Here is a 19738-nt window from a genome sequence, read left to right as displayed (position 1 = left end):
CGCCCTGGGTGCTGAACTGTTTGAGTTTATTAAAATAAAATTCTCCACTTGCGACCTTTGGAGGCATTTCGCCAAGGCCCATTGCGCCGGCCCCACCTTTGCACATCTGGTCTTCACCAAGGGTATAAAACTCCTCACCTGTTCTTCTGACTCTGTCTACCAGCTGGCAGTGCCTCATAGCCTCATCTACTTTTTTCATTCCCTCAGGAACTTCTTCTCCTTTAGGAATTAATTTTACTGCAACAGGAGAGGTAGTCAGTTTCAGGCAGTCTACAAGTTCTTGCCCATATTTATTTATCTCTTTTACATCCATATTTTCAACTCCGATTTTCAGATTATTTTGAATAATTTTCTTATCGGACTTTATCAGTCACTGTATCTCTCTCACAAATAGTGTTTTTGTTTTCTTTTCTGCCAAAGCTCTTTGTGGTACGTATTATCCATTGACTATGCAGGATAAGATGGACAACTATAAGAAAAACTATCAAGATTCCTGCTCTGCTATGTATCCAAATCCAGTTAGCTTTCGTTAATCCCATATATACTACATAACGTCCTCTTGGAATTCCTGAAGGTATTAAAAAGTACATAACTAAACCTGTACCTGCAACAGCAAAAAATAGAGTTGTCAGAATAAGGTCTATTAAGTAATTAGTTTTTAGTCGGTTTACAGTTTCACCTCTTTCAGATGTTCCGATCCAACCATTATTAATTAATTCATTTAGTGATGAGAGCAATTACAGGTGCCGTTCATAGATAGTTCTTGCAGTAACCCATTATTATAGTCATCAACTGCGTTGGAAACCTTACCCGTTATTCCTGCAAATACTTTGATATTCTTTTCTGCCAGTGACATCAGTGGTCTCCCACCGATACCCGCAACAAGCACAGCATTGACATTATGTGATTCTAATATTTTTGATGGAGCAGCGCAATTGTGTTCAATTTCAGGAGACAGGTTACTTATTGTTTTAACACTCTCAATGTTTTTATCGCTTACATCCACGATGGTAAAATATTCGCATGAGCCATAATGAAAACAAACGTCAGATTCCAGTCCACTTTCATTCATTGATGGTATAGCAATTTTTGTCACTTTTCACACTTCCTGCTTTAACATTTACCGCTGCTGCCTTTAACTTGCTTCTGGGGCAGCAGTATTCGTTCTCAATGATTTTTATTCTCTTCCGTTGCCGCCGATTGGATACACGATTTCGGAACCGCACTTCGGACAGCTAGCTGGGCGCTCGGTATCACACTTTAATTCCCATCTATATTCACACCCGCTACAGAGAAACTCAACTTTGCACTCTCCATTACTTATATACTCTCCGGAGATCTCTATTGCTTTGCCATTGACAAGGGCCTCAGTCACTTTCTGTCGGGCCTTTTGCAAATCATTCCAGAAAGTTTTTCTGGAGATACCCATCATATCTGCGGCCTCGTTTTGGTCAACATGAACGAGATCGCAAAGGCGGATGGCTTCAAGTTCTCCTATGGATAAGTTAATAATTTCGAGATCGCAGAGAGAAACCTTCCTGGGTTTATAATATGTAGCTTTTGGAAGGCACGATACCCTGCGCTTAACTCTATTTACCATCAAATTACTCATATGAGATTTATTATATATAACTTACTAATTTCTACAGTTCATTTAGAACCTATCCGAAAAATCCTGCTGTTCCAAATGTTATTCATGTATAAGCGAAATGAAGCATAGTAAAGTAATTCTCAGTTTCTTTCTATGTTTTATAAGGAGATTAGTAATACCCTAATAGTTGTTTTTTGTTTTAGTTTAGAGTCTTACAGCAATATTCGTTATGTAAAATAGACATAACTGTAATTTTAGTAATGTTTATCTGCACCCTGAGTTCCGCAGTATTTTTTTGGAAATTTTTATTTCCTCCACCGGCGTTTTCTAACTGATCTCAAATGATTATTGTTTGAAATTTAGTATAATTGGAAAAATTGAAGCTGTTGTTTTTTGTATCTAAGTACCGCATCTTGCTATTTTTATCTCATTCACCTAAATTCAATAAACTAGTGCTAAATTTAAAATCGCTAGCAAGAAGCCTCGTAAATATGTCCCAATTTACTGCAAAAAATAGGCTGAAGAATCTATAACCTCCTAAATACAAAGTTATATATAATATATAATGGGAAATAGGTTACCGGCTTCCTATACGTATGTCGTGAAAACAATCAGTCAACTACGAAAACGAATAAATTTTCTAGAAAGCGTGTTCAAAAGCGTTTTCCCAGTTTCTTCCTGTAAGAATATATATTTATATCATTATGTTCATGCAAACATAACAACTAACCTATAGAAGTCTGTCAGGTATTACTATGCGTGGAAAAATAGGTACAATACTACTACTCTCTATTCTGGTTCTGGCTGTAGCATCCTGTGGGTGTGCAGAAAATACGAATCATCAGGCTGTCCAGAACTCAAGCACAATACAGATAACCGATATGTTGGGCAGGCAGTTAACTGTGCCGGCGGAAGTCTCTTCAGTTGTAGCCACTTCTCCGCCATCAACTATTCTCGTGTATATGCTTGCTCCGGACAAACTTGCAGGATGGAATTTTAAAAATAATTTTACTCAACCTTTTATGGCTGAAAATTACTCAAACTTGCCTGTAATAGGGGGCTGGTTCGGAACACAGACCGGAAATTATGAAACTATAATCAACATGCATCCTGATATCGTAATTGAAGGATATACTACTGATGGGGAAATCCATGAGGCTATAGAGCGCAGACAGGAAAACTTTGGAAACATTCCTGTAGTAGCTGTTAATGACTCCATTATCTTCGTTAACAAATCTGACCCTACTATACAATATGTGGGTAAACTTCTTAATTGTGAAGACCGGGCACAAAAACTGATTGATTTCCGCAGTTCAATCCTTAACGAGATCAATAACACTATAAAAGATATTCCCGAGGACCAGAAAGTACGCGTTTATTATGCCGAAGGTCCAAAGGGGCTGATGACTGACCCTTCGGGTTCTCAACATTCTCAAGTTATTGATATATGCGGTGGTGTTAATGTTGCAGACTGCAAGCTTACTCCAGGGAATGGCATGACGCAGGTCTCAATTGAGCAGGTTATAAACTGGAATCCTCAGGTAATTATCACTTCAAATCCACAGTTCTATTCGACGGTTTACTCTGATTCTCTCTGGTCAAGCATAGATGCTGTGAAAAACAAAAGAGTATACCTTGCTCCTCAGAATCCTTTCTGCTGGATTGACAGGCCACAGGGCCCTCACCTTATCATAGGGACTGCCTGGGCCGCAAAAATGCTGTATCCGGACCGGTTTGCAAATATGGATCTACCCAAGCTGACCCGTGAATTCTACTCGGAGTTCTTCCACTATGATCTCACGGATAAAGAACTGGATACTCTACTTAATCCTTCAGCAGAGGTTAAGACGTGAACGAGAAGGATAAATCTCCGGGCTTTCCCTATATTGCAGAGAACATCTTTGCCCCCATCTACCCTGTAATAGCTGCTAATATCGTCAAAAAAAGCGGGATAGAGAAAGGTATATGCCTTGACCTGGGGTGCGGTATAGCATCCCTGGGAATCGCTGTTGCGGAAATAACGGATATGCAGGTATATGGTATCGATATTTCAACTGAGATGTGCAGGCTTTCAAGAAAGAAAGCCTTCCGTCACTATCTTTCAGGTAAAGTTGCTCCTGTGCAGTCCGATGTACATCTGCTCCCTTTAAGGAACAATTGTGCAGATCTTATAGTAAGCCGGGGTTCCGTATTTTTTTGGAATGATCTGCCTGTGGCCTTTAAGGAAATTGCTCGTGTTCTTGCTCCGGGTGGGCAGGCATGGGTAGGAGGTGGCTTTGGCACAAAAGAGTTGAGAGAACAGGTTTCTGAAAAAATGGTTGAAATAGATCCTGACTGGCATGCAAGTTCAAAAGAACGCCTCAGTCCTAAAAACCTTCAGGCTATAGAGGAAGCTGGGAAACAGACAAAAATCCCCTATCATGTAGTTCAGGATGAATCGGGGTTCTGGATGGTACTAAGCAAGGAAGGTTGAAAAATGAAATGCAATGTGTGTGAATTCAGGTGTAAAATCGACGAATACAGCAGGGGAAGGTGCGGGAACTACATATGTGCTGGCGGTAATATCATCCAGGACCCTGATATCGGATATCTTGGAGCATATCCTGTTTCTATAGAAACCATTCCTTTACTTCATTACTATCCTTCAGGTAAATTCCTTCAGGTTTTCAGTACTGGATGCAATTTCCAGTGTTCAGGCTGTGTGGCTCGACTGTTAGCTTCAGGGAAATCGCTTGACCTTCCTGCACTTATCCCGTCTCAGGTAGTGGAAAAAGCAGTGCAGCAGGAGTGCCTGGGTGTAGTCTCCACACTCAATGAGCCTGCTGCAAACTATTATCTTTTCAGGGACCTTGCGGTGCAGGCAAAAGAAAAAGGTTTACTTGCAGGCTGTTCCACAAACTGCTATTTCACAGACGAGACACTGGAAGAACTTGGAAAGCTTGTAGATTTCATGAATATTGGAATTAAGGGTTATTCTGATAAGAGCTACATAAGCTGCGGAGTCCCGTCCTCAGCCCCTGTTTTCCGCAACATATCCAGGCTTTTCGACATGGGTGTACATGTTGAAACTTCGATCGTTTACTCAAGGGGAAATGAAGACGATGTGATAAAAGTTGTAAAAGCGTTGTCTAATATCTCTTCCACCATTCCGGTTCAGGTCATGAGGTTCATTCCTTTTGGGGATGCCCCAATTGAGCTTGAACCCTCTATCGGAGAGACTGAGAGCCTGTGTGCTGCTCTGCGTAAACATATGGACTATGTTTATCTCTTCAATTCTCCAGGTACGGAATTGTCAAACACGTACTGTCCTGAATGCGGCAGCCTTCTTGCAGAAAGGGAATTTTACGGGCCCATGGGTTCCAGGCTTCTAAAACCCTGGACAAATTACACCTGTAATTGCGGTAAGGATACCCCGGTTAAAGGGATAACTGCGAATGAAAGTTTCAATGAGGAAGGTTTCATGGGCGGTTACAGGATAAGTCGAGCTTTCAGTATGGTCCATGCAGTACTTACATGCCTGGGAATACTGGACGACAACAGGTTAATTGAAATATGGGGAAAAGTCTCCAATCCCGAAGCCCTGAATCAAATACATCATATGGTACAGCAGCCGTACTCCTATCTTGAATTTATCAGGCTTATTGCTGAGAAGGCAAATGTGCCGGATAAAGGTGAAGAACTTATTTCTTTTATTCATAAACGTCTGGAACTTGTCAAATCGCTTGCAGTGGAAAATAGCGGTCATAAAGTGTATTATTGTATGGGCTCTCCTCTTTTTGCTCTAAACGCCGGGAGAATGGAGAACAACCTTGTGACATTTTCCGGGGGAGTTAGCATCAATAAACAGCTTCAAAAAGAAGGCAAACCGGGTGTAAATGTTTCTCCCTCTTTTATAAATGAGCAGAATCCCATGACAATTTTTATCTCAGGTTTTCTTTCTCGCCCTCTCGATGAGTTTTATGACCTGTGCCAGCAATATGGCATATCTGCAGATGCAGTAAAAAAGCATCGTGTCTATGAAGTTCCTCCATCCTGGGATTTCGGGAACCCTCGCTGGATACTGGGACTCATGTACATATCAGACAAACTGAACCCCGAAAACTCAACAATTGACATGAATAAGGAAGCAGATGAGTTTTATCTACGGTTTTACGGTATACCTTTTGAGGAAGCAAAGCCTAACAGGTCATTTCACAGACCCTCTTCCGGCATATGGCCCATGCATGTGATGAGGGATACTCATGTTTGATTACAAGTTTAATCGCACTACTCTGGTGTATCTATTACCTATCGCATTACTCATAATCTCCCTTTTTGTCGGAAGATACCAAACTCCACTATCGGCAGTTGTGGATGAGAGCATTAGCACTTTTTCATCCTTTTTTTTCGGCACTCCTGCTTCAATTTCCACTCAACACACAGTACTATTCAATGTAAGGTTACCAAGGATACTTGCAGCTTTACTGGTAGGTGCAGCTCTTTCCATATCTGGAGCCTCTTTCCAGGGAATCTTTCGTAATCCTCTTGTGTCTCCTTATATCCTTGGAGTAGGTTCAGGGGCTGGTTTCGGAGCATGCCTTGCAATATTGCTCTGGAACAATTATCTGATTATACAGTTGATGGCTTTTGCTTTCGGACTCCTTGCGATGTTTATTGCTATAAGTATGGGTAAAGTCAGCAAAGGTACTGGAACTCTGGTATTCGTGCTTTCGGGAATTATTGTGAGCTCTATTTTCACGGCTCTTACGTCGCTGGCAAAGTATGTAGCAGATCCTTATGATCAACTTCCTGCGATAGTATTCTGGCTTATGGGAAGTCTTGCCACTGTCAGGTACGGTGATCTGCTCTACATATTATTGCCTATATTTATTGGGACTCTAGTATTGTTTCTTTTCAGGTGGCGTATCAACATTTTGTCCCTGGGCGACGAGGAAGCTAAAGCTCTTGGAATGGACGTGGAAAAAATGCGGCTGGTCATTATTGTTTGTGCGACCCTTGTAACTTCAGCAGCAGTCAGTGTCAGCGGTGTCATTGGTTGGGTCGGACTGGTTGTGCCCCATATATCAAGAATGATCGTTGGTCCCAATTATAGCCGTCTCTTACCTATGAGCATGGTTATCGGAGCATCGTTTATGCTGGTCGTGGATGACCTTTCAAGGACTATTGTAGCTACAGAAATTCCCCTGGGAATTCTCACTTCGCTGGTAGGAGCTCCGGTGTTTGCATACCTTATCAAGAAGGGGCGTATGGGATGGAACTGATGCTGGAAGTAAAGTCCCTTGCTTTCTCTTATGGAAACAGGCCAATATTTGAAAATGTATCTTTTTCGCTGAAAAAAGGTGAAATCATGTGCATTTTGGGTCCAAACGGGGCAGGAAAATCTACACTTATCAAATGTATTGCGGGAATTCTCAAACCCGATAACGGGTCTGTCTTTATTCAGGGAAAGGATACAGTTTCTCTCGGAGTAAGAGGAATTGCCAGGAATATAGGTTATGTACCTCAGCAAAATGAAGTGGTTTTTCCGTTTACTGTGCTGGATTTTGTGGTCATGGGCCGTGCTCCTCATCTTTCCATGTTCGCATCTCCTGGTGCAGAGGATATTAAACTTGCAAAAGAATCACTAGCAATGGTGGGAATTTCCGATCTTGCAGAAAGACCGGTTGCTAAGCTCAGTGGGGGACAGAGTCAAATGGTGCTTATTGCCAGGGCTCTTGTCCAGAAGCCTGCTCTACTTTTGCTTGACGAGCCAACTTCTCACCTTGATTTTGGCAACCAGATCCTTGTGCTGGAAACTGTCCAAAAATTGGCTTCACTTGGAATGTCCATTGTTATGAATACACATATGCCCGATCATGCTTTTTTGTTAGGTGACAGAGCTGCAGCATTGTCTGGAGGTAGACTGGTTGCAGTAGGAAAAGTCGAAACCGTTGTAACCAGTAAGATGATGTCTTCAGTCTATGGCGTAAATGTAGCTATCAGGGAAATTGAAGATATGAAAAGGAAAGTGTGTTTACCCTTAAGAAGATAAACAAAATATAATATAAATATTAATACATATATAAATATACCTTAAATATAAATATAAATATAAATATAAATATAAATATAAAACTAAAAATAAAAAAAATCTAAAAAAGGTGACATAAAACAGATCCATAAAAATGCAGCCTGAAGAGAAAAAAGGCAGAAGGAAAGAGGCAGGATCTTATCTACTCATCTTATTATTTCTACTCATCTTATTATTTCTACTCATCTTATTATTTCTACTCATCTTATTATTTCTACTCATCTTATTATTTTTAATATTTAAAAGTTTAATAATTTAAGGTCGCCAGAAAAGGTTTCATCTTTGAAGCTAATAAATAACAGGTTTTCTGATCTTACTATTCCATTTGGGGATGCTTTCTATGGACAACTCAAGACCTTATTTCAATCCTGAAATCGAAACCATGGCCAGGGAAGAATTGGATGCTCTCATAGAGGAGCGAGTACGGTACACGGTAAAATATGCGGCAGAACATTCTCCTTTTTACAGAAAATGGTTTGAAAAGCAGGGCGTGGATCCGGCTGAGATTAAAACCCATGAGGACCTTCTGGACCTTCCCATAATCTCGGGAAACACTATCCGCGAAAACCAACCTCCGGAAATGAACGAATTCATGTTCAGGAGTGTGGGATGGGAGGATGTTTTCACAGTTCATGAGACTAGCGGAACCAGCGGAAACCCAAAGAGTTTTTTCCTTACATGGGAAGACTGGGAACGGTATTCGGAAAAGTACTCACGTATTTTCAGGTCACAGGGCTTCGGTCCTGGAGACAGGGTTGTTGTCTGTGCTTCTTATGGGATGAATATAGGGGCAAACACAATGACCCTTGCGGCCAGGCAGCTTGGTATGAGTATTATTCCTGAGGGTAAATGCACGTTTCCCCTGCGTGTTATCGAAGCTTACAGGCCTACAGGTATAGTAGGCAGTGTATTCAAACTACTTAGCCTCGCCAGAAGGTTACAGGCAGAAGGTATTGACCCTCGGGAGTCAGGCGTAGATAAACTTGTCGTGGGAGGAGAATCCTTTGCTGAAGAGTCAAGGAGCTACCTTTCAGAAATCTGGGGCTGTCCCGTTTATAACACCTATGGGAGCACGGAAGGTACGATGTGCGGTGAGTGTGATGAGGTATCAGGGTTGCACGTGCCTGAAGACCTTGTCCACGTTGATATTTACGATCCCCATCTAGAGAATTATGTACCTGACGGAGAATGCGGAAGGGTTATCCTGAGCACACTGCTGCCTGTTGGGGCAAAAGCAGGAAACCTTCTTTTAAACTATGATACCGAAGACACAACTGTGGTGCTCACGCGCAAACAGTGTCCCTGCGGAAGGACGCATATGAAAATTATGACTCCTCAGCGGGAGGCTGAAACTGTGTGGGTAGAAGGAGCTCCCTTTAACCGTGTAGATGTGGAAAGAGGCGTTTTTCAGCGCGAAAACATGGACTACCTAACCGGAGAATATGAGGCTTTTCTTTATGGCGAAGAGGATGAGGGAGAAACCGTACTCAGGGTAAGTATGGAATGTGAAAGTCCTGAGGTGTGCGACCGGGATCTTATAAAGGAGAACTTTCTTCGTACTTTTCTTAAATATAAGCCTCCGCTTTCCAGGGCTTATGCGGAAGGCACTTTCAAAATAATATTCAATTTCACAGGCCCTATGGGTCTCGAATTTAACAGAATAAAAGGCAGGCCTAAAAGGCTTGTGGACAGGCGATAGAGATAATAAGAAAAGATCGGGACATAAAAAAATACCAAAATTATTCAAAAAATGTAAATCCACTTAAAAAGTTTCGAGAAAATTCAAAAAACGCTAAGATAATTCCGAAAATGTTGAAATGTTAGTGGCGAGAAAGTGCGCTTATCTGGAAAATATACTCGTGCCTGGTATCGATCTTACATATAATTTTCTTAAATTTTATTAAAAAACAATCTGTTTAAAATTTCTTCTACACTTATTTTATTTTTATATTTTCTTTTATATATTGTCAAGTTAATCGAAAATTGGTTTAATGATGTCGTTTTCTCCTTTGCAAATAGAATTTGCCACGTATTGATGAACTCAGATGAAGTACAATCAACGGCTATAACTGAAAATTAACTGAAAATTAACTGAAAAATAACTGAAAATTAACTGAAAATTAACTGAAAAAATAATTCGAAATAAATTTGCCTTTCAACTAATACTAATAGTTATTAATATTGTTTTCTTCAGACTTAATAATTACTTTTTCCAAAATAAAAAAACCTATATATTTTTTGGTTAGTAGACGTAAACTATTCCCAAAGATTAATATTAGTAAAGAACGAATATTTGTTAGAAACTCTTTTATATTAGTGGCTATGTGAAAAAAACATATATAGTGCTACGTGTAATATACTAAAGTATTAACTAGTAAACAAATCCAAGATTATCCGGTGATATTATGGAAACAGAACTTATGAGGATAGGAGTTTCCCTTCCAGACACCCTTTTGGGTAAATTTGATGAGATTATCGAAAAAAGAGGTTATTCTTCTCGTTCCGAAGGCATAAGAGATGCTATTAGAAGCTACATTTCTTATTACGAATGGATGGGTGACATTAAGGGCTACCGTGTCGGGACCGTTTCGGTTATTTATGACCATACAAAAAGAGGTCTCTCGAATGCCCTTGCAGATATTCAGCATCACTACTCTCACCTGATAAAATCATCAGTGCATATACACCTTGATCATGACAATTGCTTTGAAGTAATTGTTCTCGATGGGGAAGGTGAAGAAATTAAGGAGCTTGCCGAAGCTATAATGGCCCTAAAAGGGGTAAAATTCTCAAAGCTTACTACTGTAGCATCAAACGAACAAATCTGATCTTCTCTAAGTGTTTGTTTTGAACAGTCATGAGAAGGTAAGAATGGAGTAAAGAAAAGACACAAAAGAAAAAATTCTAAAGAAATGATTCAAAAGAAAAAATTCTAAAGAAATGATTCAAAAGAAATGATTCAAAAGAAAATATTCTAAAGAAAAGACTCAAAAGAAAAGATTTCTAGAGGGAAAACACTTCACTTCAAAGAGAATAAACTCCTCTTGACTTTTATATTTATACCTTTTCGAAGTGTTTTTCAATATGCTTTAGGAGCAGGTTTCCGAACTTTGTGAGTTCATAAACCTGAAAACTCCGTTCTCTTTGTGAGTTTACCAGGCCTGCTTCTTTTAATAGTTTAAGATGGTACGAAAGGGCTGAATGCTGCTGGTCTGTGCAGTTAACAAGGACACAGACACAGAGACTCTGGACTTCAAGAGCTTTGAGAATCCTCAGGCGGGTCGGATCTGAAAGAACCTTAAGCAGATTAACGATTTCTTCCACATCCTCGTTCATTGCCGCATTCACAGCATCAAGTACATCTTCCGGTAGACAATATGCATCCTTTACTTTGATTAATTTTTTTTCAGACATTTCTTCCACTTAACTATCAGTTCGAGTAAAGCATGTGGTTATTATTTTTAATTCTTTGTATTAATGCTTCGGTTATTTCTTTAACTCTTTGACTTATATATCAGGTCTGATTTTAACTATTCTGTTTACCTTGCTTACTTTGTTTACTCAGCGAATCCTGGCTATGCCCTGTTCACTCTTTCTGCTGCATATTCTGTTTACTCTGTTTATTCTGTTTACTTTGTTTACTCTATTTATTATTTTGAGTATCCTGTTTTATCCTTTTAAAATATCCTTCTCAGTACAAAGCACTTCTCTCCACCTGAGTCCAAGTTCCGAGAGAGCAAAACCGCCCCCTATCAAAGTAATTGAATTTTTTATAATATGATCGAGCACAGCAACCGTAAATCCTATTTCCGGGCTTATTCCCCCAATCCCGAAGACTGCAGTAAGGGCAACTTCATATGTTCCTATAGCTCCAGGTGTTATTGGAAAGATTTTTGCAATATTTCCAAGGGCTACAGCCAGGAAAATCAGTGATATCATATATATGGACGAGACACTTTCCCCGACTGCCGGAAATGATTTAAAAACAAAGAAACAGGTGAATATATCTGTTCCCCATATAAGAAGAGACGATGCAGTCACAGCCAGAAATGAGCTTGGATGTACGGCAACGATACTTATCTGACGAAGAAAAGTAGATGCAAAGCCGTTTATCTTTCCAGAAAGACCTTTCTGGAAATTTTTCGTTTCCAATATTTTTGTATTGGCACTTTCTCGGAAAGACACAATAAACAGAATTAAAAAGAAGATCATTACTGAAAGTCCGGACAGCTTTATCAGGGAGTTCATCCACGGTGCGAGTTCAAAATGGGAAGCAGCCCCTGAAGATGCAAGTACTGCTATAGAAGTAATTGCAACTACATCGAATACTCTTTCTACAGTTAGTGAGGAAAAACTAGTTGTAAAGTCAAGGTCTTTGCTTTTTTTCAGGATATACATCCTGCTCAGGTCTCCTATCCGTGCCGGAAGAATTACATTTGCGGATTGGCTGATAAAAATGCTGCCTGTAAGAAATCCAATTCCGTATTGATTTCCAAGCCTGTTAAGGATCTGCTGAAAGCGTACTCCTCTTAAAGGCCAGGAAGCACAGTATACCAGAACAGCTATAATCAAAGTCCTGAGGGACGCCTGCTTCATGTTTTCCAGAATATCGGATGCGCCAAGGAAGGTTGCAACAAGTGTAAGGATCAGAATTGCGAGAGTAGCTGTTAAAAAGACTTTTCCTTTTCCTGAAACTCCGAGTGGGGATGAAAGTTCCCGCCAGAGACGAAATATCTCAGACCCCATTCCTTTAACATCTTTTGCCAGATTAACCTTACTTGACTCTCCATGCCTCCAGTAAACCGGAAACTCTATTACTTTATATCCTTTATGCTGGGCTCTTACGAGTACTTCGGTATCCCAGAACCAGTGTTCATTCTCGATCTCATCAAGAAGCTCAAAGAGAGCTTCTCTCCTGAAAGCCTTAAAACCACACTGGTGGTCACAGAGCTTTGAATTTAGAAAAAGTCTCACCAGAAAATTATATCCTCTGCTTGCAAACTCCCGCTTAAAAGGCCTTTTTGCATCACTATCGGGCATCATTCTTGAGCCTGTAGCAAAATCATAATCATCTGTGCTCACAGCCTTGATCAGTTTTTCCAGGTACTTCATATCTGTCGCAAGGTCCACATCAATATAGCAGAGGACTTCTCCTGAAGCGACTTTAAAAGCCCGGTTAAGAGCTTTTCCCCGGCCCTGCCGTTTATCCGAGTGCAGGTGGACAACATAAGCGTGCTGTTCCGAGAGTCTGGAAGCTATCCGGTCCGTACCGTCCGTGCTGCCGTCTTCTGCTATGATGATCTCGAACTTATCCGTTATTTTAAAAAGTGTCTCTGCTGTGACAAAGACAGCCTTCTCGATATTCGCTGCCTCATTATAAGCTGGTAAAACTACCGATACGCTGGTAATGGATAAGACCCCTCTATTTTCATTCCAGTATTAGGAGCGAATCTATAATTATATAAACGGACTTTTCTATATTTATATAAATGGACTATTATATAATCATGGGTTTAAGGTTACACCTCAAAACCAAAAACTCAGAATTTCTTTTTTACTTTGTAAATCCGGACTGAACTCTGGTAAACCGGTTCAAAATAAGTTTCATCCTCGAACTTATCCGTCTTTATATCATACATCTGCCGTTCAAGTTGACCAATATACACATAGCTTACGTTATATTTATTCATAAGCTCAAGAGCTTTTTTTTCACTGCTTGTACTGTAAATGATATTTACGTCTTCAAGCCTTTTCGCGATTTCTTCATTGTCTCTTCCCCAAAACCTCTCATGCCTTGTCCATCCGATAATCGTAGGAAGCCCGGTATTTGCCGAGACACGCGAGGTATAACGATAACTGCTGTCATCTGAGGAAGCTTCAAGAATCACCGGAACTCCCTTTACATTTTCCTGAACCCATTTTATGGCATCATAATCCCCTCTGTCCAGTTTTTTCATATATTCCATGCCGTCAAGAGCAGGTTTTGCATTCATATCTTCTATTCTCGTAAGGGTTGCTACTACGGGAAATACGCTGCATGAGAGGACCAGGAGCATAAGTGAGAACGTCAAGATTTTTTTTCCATAGACACTGCTTGTAGGAAGACTATTCTCCAGAGGAGTTCTGTAGCGGAAATAAAGGTCATAGAAAGAATAAGAAGCTGCAATAGCCAGAAAAATCCATAAATGCATATAAAATTTGAAAACAGTATTCATGCGGGCGAAAGTTCCGGAAATGGGATCGTCGAGAAAGATAATTTCGCAGATAAGCGCTATGAATGCAGCCATTGCGATTAGAAGCGAGACGAATCCTGCACTACTTCTCTCAGGAAGGTCTTTTATGAAAGAATAAAGCGAAAAAGTAAGTAAAGGGAGAAGGATTACAAGCAGGGAAATAGCCCATTCTCTGGCAAGAAACGCCGATATTCCTGTCAACAAGATGAAGTACTGTGTTTTTCTTCTGAGTTCCAGGCGATTCGCGAGGAAAGAAAAAGTCAAAAAAAGGAAGAGACTGAAAAGGATCAGGAATTCTCTGATTGTTGTACGAAGTTCTGGTAGAACAAAATTAAACCCACCTGCGGCTTGTGGTTTAAATGACAGATAAAAGGGCAAGTACGGAATAAGGCTAAAAATGGAAACCGAAAAAATTGTTCCAAAAAATAAAGTAATGGATTTTGATAAGTTTTTTTTATGAATATAATGCCCGTAGTAAAAAGCAAAAATAACTGCAAATGTCAGGCCAAAGTATATCGGAAAATCCCAGGAATTAGAAGGAAATAAATAGCCAATAGATATTGAAAACATAAGAAAGGACAGCATACCTTCAAAGGCACGATCACTATCTTTCCTTAGATATATATTCAGGAGGAAAGCAAGTACCAGTAACTGGAACGGAATTGCAAGCATGTGGGAATGAAGGTCCCCGTGTATGAAACTGAAGTAAGGAAACTCATTTATCGTATACGGGATAACTCTCGAACTGCTCCAGTAGTATCCCATTGGAACCGTCTCTCTGGTAAAGTACATGGATATGAATTCTTTAAGTCCCTGCAAGTTCCCTAGCAGAATCACGGATACGGCAGTAAGAAGCCCATACCTTATTTTTCCATTAGTGAGGTTATATCCAAATCCGAAAAGGAGATTGAAGGAAAGAGCGAAAGTGAGCGCAATAGCCAGATTAAAAAGCATAGACGGTTCGACAGAAAATAGTTTTCCAGGAACTCCCACTGAAAGGTATCCGAAGTAGTAATAAAACTCAAGGGACCCTCCTGCAAACCAGGGATCTGCCGGAGGAAAAGAAGAAGTTCTTATTACTGCATTCAGAAATGCAAAATCCATAAACTTTTCATGTCTGTAGATCTCAGGGAGATGCATGCGTATAAGCAGAAAAAAAAAGAAGCCTGCAGCGAATACGAGCTCATTCGAAAACAGGACCTTCTTTTCCGGCAAAATCCTTTGTTTTCGATAGACTATTCCCGATATAAGGCAAAGTAGAAGTACTGAGATAAGGATCGTGCGTCTGTTAAAACCCCATACATCGGAAAAAAGCCAGGCAAGATACGTAACGAGCACTATTCCCAGGGTTCTTGCTGCAGAATATCCTCTGTCAGCAAGCCGATCACCAGCTATTCTTGCAAGAGGCATGGAAATCAGGCCCAGCATTTCAATAAAAATAAACCAAAAAATTACGTGAAGATACTCTAACACCGCTCTCTTCCCTTTAAAATCCGTTGTTAACGTACACTTTCCAAGGCCCCACTCTCTTGAAGTGTACTTTTTATTTACCTGACAGAAGTACTGATAATATGTATTTTGTAAATAGGTTTATATTTTTTATCGTAGAAAAAATTATTTAATTCTTTTTCTTACTTTATTTTCCCCGAATCTTAGATTGTTCCTTCCAGAACATTACCTTATTCCTTCCAGAACATTACCTTGTCCCTTCCAGAACATTACCTTGTTCCTTCCAGAACATTACCTTGTTCCTTCCAGAACATTACCTTGTTATCTTAAAATAGGTCTTTGTAAGTACTGATAGATATGAAAATGCAGATTAACGGAAATGCTGTGGAAGCGTGCAGCGGCGAATTTTTCAATATCGTAAATCCGGCAACATGTGAACTTATTGACCGAGTTCCGAAAGGCACGGAAGATGATGTGGAGGTGGCGGTTGAAGCTGCATCGTCAGCTTTTAATGGTTGGGCTTCAGCATCTCCGCAGCAAAGAGCCAGGGTTCTTTACATAGCTGCGGGAATTGTAAGACAGAGAAAGGATGAACTTGCCGTCCTGCTCACCAGGGAGCAAGGCAAACCTTTAGCCGAATCTAAAAACGAAATCGAAGGTTTTGCATATGTCCTTGAGTACTATTGCGGGCTTGCAAGTAGTTCTCACGGAGATTTTGTTCCGGTTCCTCAAAACGGATACGCTTTTACTGTAAAAAAGCCTCTGGGTGTTTGTGCAGCCATAATACCCTGGAATATGCCTGCTCTTATAATGGCATGGAAGATAGGTCCTGCCCTGATATCAGGAAATACGCTTGTCCTGAAACCTGCAAGCAATACTCCCCTCACTAACCTTACCCTGGCTTCTATCCTGAGTGAGGCAGGGCTTCCACCAGGCGTGCTCAATATCGTTACAGGGCCTGGGAATATTGTGGGAGAAAGCCTGGTTAAAAGCCCGAAGGTAAAGAGAATCTCCTTTACCGGAGAAGCAAGAACCGGAAAACGTGTAGCCGAACTTGCAGCCTGTGGGATGAAAAGAGTGACCCTTGAGCTTGGAGGAAGTGATCCCATGCTGGTCTGTGATGATGCTGACCTTGAGGCCGCAGTTTTAGGGGCTCTAAGGGGAAGATTATACAATTGCGGACAACCCTGTACTGCTGTAAAGAGGCTGTTTGTTTTTGAAACCGTAGCTGAAAAATTCATAAAAAAGCTTGAAGCAGGTATCCGGAACTTGAGGGTTGGAAACGGAATGCATGAAAACATCGATATGGGACCCCTTAACAACCGCAGGCAGTGGGAATATATAAAAAAGCTTGTAGCAGATGTCGAAGAAAAGGATGAAGGCAGGATAGTTACAGGAGGCAGAGTTCCGGAGAAAAGCGCCTGCAGTAAAGGATATTTTTTCGAGCCCACACTTGTTGCAGATGTGCCCAGGGAATCCAGGCTTCTGAAAGAAGAAGTATTTGGCCCGGTGCTACCTGTAGTTCAGGTAAAAAACCTTGATGAAGCGATTGAAGAAGCTAACAATACCTGTTATGGGCTTGGAGCGTCTCTATGGACAAAAAATCTTGATAAAGCCCGTAAAGGATGTGAACAGTTAAATGCAGGGATTATCTGGCTAAATCAGCACCTTAAGATCGTTCCTGAAGTTCCTTTTGGAGGTATCGGGCAGAGCGGAATAGGAAGAGAAAACGGGCCTGATGCTCTTTCCGAATACCTTGATTTAAAAACAGTGATGTTGAAAACATGAAGTAATACTGCTAAAAACTTGACGTACTGAGTAAGAAACGTACTGAGTAAAAAACGTACTGAGCAAGAAAGGCTACGAGAAAGCTCTGAAGTTTGATACTGATAAAATAAAGATTTTTCGATGAGCCAGTTAATATGCAGCTCATCGGACTTTTCCTGAAAACCGTATAAATAAATTAAGAGCTACTAACTCTATATTTACTTCTTCTGGTATTTAGGCAGAAGCTGCATGAATTCGGAAGCTTCCATAACCGGTACGCTGTCAATTACGCAAATATCCGACCAGGGCAGGTTGAAAGCTCCGTAAGCCTCGGCGCTTTCGGCTTCGTAAAGAATGTAATAGCGGTTTCCGGAAAGGTCAACCCACTGGTTAATGACATCGATTCCATCTGGAATCTCCAGTTTCTTAAAATGTTCAAGGATCTTATCGCGGTTCGAAGGGTCCCAGGTACTAACGTCCATGAATAACATCTTTTACCACTCCTCTTATTTTACGCTGCCAATACCCCTTCCCGAAAGCCAGGGCAGCTTTTTACAGCATCCGGGATTTTTTTGAGAGCCAGGCTCAAGGAAAAACAAGTTAATTCTCCTGTGCCATCCCCGCAAATGCGGACTTGGCCAGCATGCCCCCAAAATGCCGACTAACGGCAGAAGTCCAGATTTTTTAAATTTATTCTGTCTTTTTCCTTACTTATCATTGCTCAAATCCCCATGAATGATAAATCCGGAAGGACAGGTAATCATGCAGAAAGAAGTTCTGCATGCGGATACAGACAGTATATAATCATCCCTGAGACTATATAATAGTTCGTCCTTAACGATTAAAGTTCGAAAATCTTCAGATACGCAACAATTTTAATGAAAGTACAGGACTTCATTTTCTCAGTCGAGCCAGCAAACTTCGCAATCCTCTTCTTTTTTCATGAAAAAGTTCGCAACTTCAAACCCGGCTTTTACAGAGCCGTTCATGCTTCTTTCCGGATAATTGGTTGATGAGAACATTCCTGCCAGATAAAGTCCGGACGGGCCTGGCGCAAACGGCAGAACTTTTTCAAGGTATCCCTGTTCATACACAGGTGCAGTATCCATTCTGCGGAAGAGTTTTGCCCAGTGGATATCGGTTCTTGAGAAATCGGGGAACATCTTTTCCAGACCCTTCAGGTAAGAATTCAGAACTTCTTCTTCCTTCTTTATCCAGAGGTCATTGTTTTCATCCTGAAAATAAGAAGTTACATAGATAAGGTGTTCTCCATAGTCCTCAAAAGGCATAAAGTTGGTGTGTTCAATTACAGCTCCGAAAGGCACATCAGCTTTTATATTCAACCAGTAATTTCCGTCTTTCATAAGCTCTCTATCAAGTCCTATGAGGGCACACGCAGTTCCCTGATAATGAATACTTTGCAGGGTCGCATGAAGAGCTCCAAGTTTGCCTTTCGTGAGGATATCAAGTACTCTGGGTTCAACAGTTGAAATTACGGCTTCGCAGGGAATGAAATTCCCATTCGCAATCACTCCCTGCACTGCATTATCTTTGATTACGATTTCCGTTACTGCTTCGTTCTGTAAGATCTTGCCCCCATGTGCATTGATTTCCCTTGCCAGAGCTTCTATTAGCGAGTTAAATCCTCCTTTCAGGTACCCCAGCTTTTCTCCTTCTTTTCCCCGGTCTGACCTTATTTTCACACGTCCGATAAGCCAGGCAGCAGAAACATTTTCGGCATTTTCACCGAATTTACTTTTCATAAGAGGAGCAAAAAAGTTTTCATATACGGATTGTCCCGCTGTATCAAGAATCCATTCTTTTGCCTTTATTCCGTCATAGGAAGTCATATCATTTATTAGCTTTATCCTGAGCACCAATAGCCCAAGTTTTACAAGATCCGTAAACGAAAGAGGTTTAAATTTCAGAATTTCGGCAGGAGTGTTCATAGGATAGTTTTTGCCGTCCACAAAGTAGGCGTCTTTCCCCTTTAGCCACAGCATTTGACTTTCAAGCCCGAGTTCCCTTATCAGGTCAAGAAGTTCCGAGTCGCTCCTGAATATATGGTGATAGTACTTTTCTATAAAGTACTTCTTTCCGGCAAAGTTCTGGCAATAACTTGCAGCCATCCCCCCGGTTTCTGCATCTTTTTCAAAAATAACAATTTCGTTTGATTTACAGAGCTTATACCCAGCTGATAACCCCGCAAGCCCACTTCCTACTATTACGATTTTCATACTCAACTTTTCCCTTATCTGTTTTATTTTTCGAACAGAACTTTGGTAACTCTTCATTTGTATTCGGTTAAGGATTTTGAGCTGCTGATCTCGATTTCGACGGAAAAACTCAAACCCAAATGTTTAGTGTTTAAATTGAAATCGATATCAGATTCCAGTTTTGCATTTGATGAATAATTTAACAAATTTTATGAAAATCAATGCAATTGATAACGATTTTTCCTTAACCGATGACCAATGGGTAACTCTTAAGAAATCAACCAGACTCAAATAGATTTCAAGTAAATTTGAATAATTTCAAATAGATTTCAAGTAAATTTGAATAATTTCAAATAGATTTCAAGTAAATTTGAATAATTTCAAATAGATTTCAAGTAAATTTGAATAATTT

17 protein-coding genes are annotated in these 19738 nt (G+C 40.4%); 8 read left to right on the top strand and 9 right to left on the bottom strand.

Going from position 1 to position 19738, the window contains the following annotated elements:
• The 4 genes from ASJ81_RS20405 to ASJ81_RS20390 all read right to left on the bottom strand — a co-directional run.
• On the bottom strand, positions 1-313 hold a 313-nt coding region (locus ASJ81_RS20405; protein ID WP_212556124.1), incomplete at its 3' end, for a DUF169 domain-containing protein.
• Positions 314-353: 40 nt separating this feature from the next.
• Positions 354-737 (bottom strand): DUF4405 domain-containing protein, encoded by a 384-nt coding sequence (locus ASJ81_RS20400; RefSeq protein ID WP_245860380.1) that lies wholly within the window; start codon positions 735-737, stop codon positions 354-356.
• Positions 722-1096, bottom strand: a complete 375-nt coding sequence (locus ASJ81_RS20395; protein WP_048109220.1) for a NifB/NifX family molybdenum-iron cluster-binding protein — start codon at positions 1094-1096, stop codon at positions 722-724. The genes ASJ81_RS20400 and ASJ81_RS20395 overlap by 16 nt, the downstream gene beginning before the upstream one ends.
• A gap of 81 nt (positions 1097-1177) precedes the next feature.
• A complete protein-coding gene (locus tag ASJ81_RS20390) occupies positions 1178-1600 on the bottom strand; it encodes a DUF134 domain-containing protein (protein ID WP_212556123.1) in 423 nt (140 codons plus the stop codon).
• A 746-nt stretch (positions 1601-2346) separates the two neighbouring features.
• Between ASJ81_RS20390 and ASJ81_RS20385 the strand changes: the two genes are divergently transcribed.
• From ASJ81_RS20385 to nikR, 7 genes are all read left to right on the top strand, one after another.
• A complete protein-coding gene (locus tag ASJ81_RS20385) occupies positions 2347-3444 on the top strand; it encodes an iron ABC transporter substrate-binding protein (protein WP_095645964.1) in 1098 nt (365 codons plus the stop codon).
• The gene (locus tag ASJ81_RS20380; RefSeq protein ID WP_095645963.1) at positions 3441-4064 is read left to right on the top strand and encodes a class I SAM-dependent methyltransferase; all 624 of its coding nucleotides are present in this window, start codon (positions 3441-3443) and stop codon (positions 4062-4064) included. Before ASJ81_RS20385 ends, ASJ81_RS20380 begins: the two co-directional genes overlap by 4 nt.
• A 3-nt stretch (positions 4065-4067) precedes the next feature.
• Complete coding sequence (locus ASJ81_RS20375; protein ID WP_095645962.1) at positions 4068-5840, top strand: radical SAM protein; 1773 nt, start codon at positions 4068-4070, stop codon at positions 5838-5840.
• Complete coding sequence (locus ASJ81_RS20370) at positions 5833-6852, top strand: FecCD family ABC transporter permease (RefSeq protein WP_095645961.1); 1020 nt, start codon at positions 5833-5835, stop codon at positions 6850-6852. The genes ASJ81_RS20375 and ASJ81_RS20370 overlap by 8 nt, the downstream gene beginning before the upstream one ends.
• Positions 6843-7622, top strand: coding sequence for an ABC transporter ATP-binding protein (locus ASJ81_RS20365; protein ID WP_245860378.1), 780 nt, complete (start codon positions 6843-6845; stop codon positions 7620-7622). Before ASJ81_RS20370 ends, ASJ81_RS20365 begins: the two co-directional genes overlap by 10 nt.
• A 379-nt stretch (positions 7623-8001) precedes the next feature.
• Positions 8002-9360 (top strand): coenzyme F390 synthetase, encoded by a 1359-nt coding sequence (gene ftsA / locus ASJ81_RS20360; protein ID WP_394339147.1) that lies wholly within the window; start codon positions 8002-8004, stop codon positions 9358-9360.
• Between the two features lie 706 nt (positions 9361-10066).
• Complete coding sequence (gene nikR / locus ASJ81_RS20355) at positions 10067-10489, top strand: nickel-responsive transcriptional regulator NikR (protein ID WP_048109212.1); 423 nt, start codon at positions 10067-10069, stop codon at positions 10487-10489.
• 229 nt (positions 10490-10718) lie between these two features.
• Here nikR and ASJ81_RS20350 read toward each other — a convergent pair whose 3' ends face one another.
• The 3 genes from ASJ81_RS20350 to ASJ81_RS20340 form a co-directional block, all read right to left on the bottom strand.
• Positions 10719-11075 (bottom strand): ArsR/SmtB family transcription factor, encoded by a 357-nt coding sequence (locus ASJ81_RS20350; RefSeq protein WP_095645959.1) that lies wholly within the window; start codon positions 11073-11075, stop codon positions 10719-10721.
• Positions 11076-11330: 255 nt separating this feature from the next.
• Positions 11331-13022, bottom strand: a complete 1692-nt coding sequence (locus tag ASJ81_RS20345) for a flippase-like domain-containing protein (RefSeq protein WP_245860381.1) — start codon at positions 13020-13022, stop codon at positions 11331-11333.
• 179 nt (positions 13023-13201) lie between these two features.
• Positions 13202-15367 carry a DUF2298 domain-containing protein gene (locus ASJ81_RS20340; RefSeq protein WP_095645957.1) on the bottom strand — a complete coding sequence of 722 codons (2166 nt, stop codon included), beginning with the start codon at positions 15365-15367 and terminating at the stop codon, positions 13202-13204.
• Between the two features lie 333 nt (positions 15368-15700).
• On the opposite strand from ASJ81_RS20340, the gene ASJ81_RS20335 reads away from it, so the two are divergent.
• Positions 15701-17131 (top strand): aldehyde dehydrogenase family protein, encoded by a 1431-nt coding sequence (locus ASJ81_RS20335; protein ID WP_170943426.1) that lies wholly within the window; start codon positions 15701-15703, stop codon positions 17129-17131.
• Between the two features lie 197 nt (positions 17132-17328).
• Here ASJ81_RS20335 and ASJ81_RS20330 read toward each other — a convergent pair whose 3' ends face one another.
• Together ASJ81_RS20330 and ASJ81_RS20325 are read right to left on the bottom strand one after the other, a co-directional pair.
• Entirely contained in the window at positions 17329-17601 is a 273-nt protein-coding gene (locus ASJ81_RS20330) for a DUF3303 domain-containing protein (RefSeq protein WP_095645955.1), read from the bottom strand.
• A 411-nt stretch (positions 17602-18012) separates the two neighbouring features.
• The gene (locus ASJ81_RS20325) at positions 18013-19347 is read right to left on the bottom strand and encodes an NAD(P)/FAD-dependent oxidoreductase (protein WP_095645954.1); all 1335 of its coding nucleotides are present in this window, start codon (positions 19345-19347) and stop codon (positions 18013-18015) included.
• Positions 19348-19738: the final 391 nt, after the last annotated feature.

Origin of the sequence: Methanosarcina spelaei, assembly GCF_002287235.1 — an archaeon.
Classification (GTDB): domain Archaea; phylum Halobacteriota; class Methanosarcinia; order Methanosarcinales; family Methanosarcinaceae; genus Methanosarcina; species Methanosarcina spelaei.
The sequence above is the reverse complement of the archived record's forward strand: the minus strand, read 5'-3'. Positions and strand labels throughout refer to the sequence as shown.

Excerpts from the sequence above, each read along its gene's own strand:
- ASJ81_RS20365 (WP_245860378.1), top strand. The coding sequence starts at position 6,843 with ATGGAACTGATGCTGGAAGTAAAGTCCCTTGCTTTCTCTTATGGAAAC.
- nikR (WP_048109212.1), top strand. The coding sequence starts at position 10,067 with ATGGAAACAGAACTTATGAGGATAGGAGTTTCCCTTCCAGACACCCTT.
- ASJ81_RS20390 (WP_212556123.1), bottom strand. The coding sequence starts at position 1,600 with ATGGTAAATAGAGTTAAGCGCAGGGTATCGTGCCTTCCAAAAGCTACA.
- ASJ81_RS20350 (WP_095645959.1), bottom strand. The coding sequence starts at position 11,075 with ATGTCTGAAAAAAAATTAATCAAAGTAAAGGATGCATATTGTCTACCG.
- ASJ81_RS20335 (WP_170943426.1), top strand. The coding sequence starts at position 15,701 with ATGAAAATGCAGATTAACGGAAATGCTGTGGAAGCGTGCAGCGGCGAA.
- ASJ81_RS20375 (WP_095645962.1), top strand. The coding sequence starts at position 4,068 with ATGAAATGCAATGTGTGTGAATTCAGGTGTAAAATCGACGAATACAGC.
- ASJ81_RS20330 (WP_095645955.1), bottom strand. The coding sequence starts at position 17,601 with ATGTTATTCATGGACGTTAGTACCTGGGACCCTTCGAACCGCGATAAG.
- ASJ81_RS20325 (WP_095645954.1), bottom strand. The coding sequence starts at position 19,347 with ATGAAAATCGTAATAGTAGGAAGTGGGCTTGCGGGGTTATCAGCTGGG.
- ftsA (WP_394339147.1), top strand. The coding sequence starts at position 8,002 with ATGGACAACTCAAGACCTTATTTCAATCCTGAAATCGAAACCATGGCC.
- ASJ81_RS20370 (WP_095645961.1), top strand. The coding sequence starts at position 5,833 with ATGTTTGATTACAAGTTTAATCGCACTACTCTGGTGTATCTATTACCT.
- ASJ81_RS20385 (WP_095645964.1), top strand. The coding sequence starts at position 2,347 with ATGCGTGGAAAAATAGGTACAATACTACTACTCTCTATTCTGGTTCTG.